Source organism: Methylobacterium sp. J-076, from assembly GCF_022829405.1.
Taxonomy (GTDB): Bacteria; Pseudomonadota; Alphaproteobacteria; order Rhizobiales; family Beijerinckiaceae; genus Methylobacterium.
The window spans coordinates 1-465 of sequence record NZ_JAKSXW010000087.1; the positions used below are offsets into that span (position 1 = coordinate 1).

Sequence of the window (465 nt, forward strand, 5' to 3'; positions counted from 1 at the left end):
CCCCCGACCTGATCTTCCGCCAAAACTTCCGGCATTACGGCCTGAACCTGAGCGCGAAGTACGTGGACATCTCATCCTTCAATGCCGACGGCGTCACCGCCGCCCGCGACAATGGGTATCTGAAAGCCGGCCTCGTGCAGCAGACGCTGGACAACCAGCTTGAAGCCCGCTTCGCCACCGGCCCGATCGCCCATACCGCAGTCGCAGGCGTGGACTATGCCCGTTACAGCATGACCAGCCGGTTCGGTAGTTACTTCGGCGATAGTACCGCCGTGCCGGACCTAAACCTCATCACCCGGAACTACGGCCAACCGTTCATCGCAACACCGCCCTTGGTGGATGCCTCGCGCCAGACACAGGACCAGGTCGGCGTCTACCTGCAGGACCAAGCGAAGTTCGGTGATTTTATCCTGACCCTGAACGGTCGCCATGACTGGGTCTTCCAAGACACCTACGCGACACCTG

The 465-nt window shown here is 61.1% G+C and carries 1 protein-coding gene; it reads left to right on the top strand.

The genetic code is table 11. The features are described from left to right. A partial coding sequence (locus tag MKK53_RS07655) for a TonB-dependent receptor domain-containing protein (protein WP_243928101.1) occupies positions 1–465 on the top strand: 465 nt, incomplete at both ends.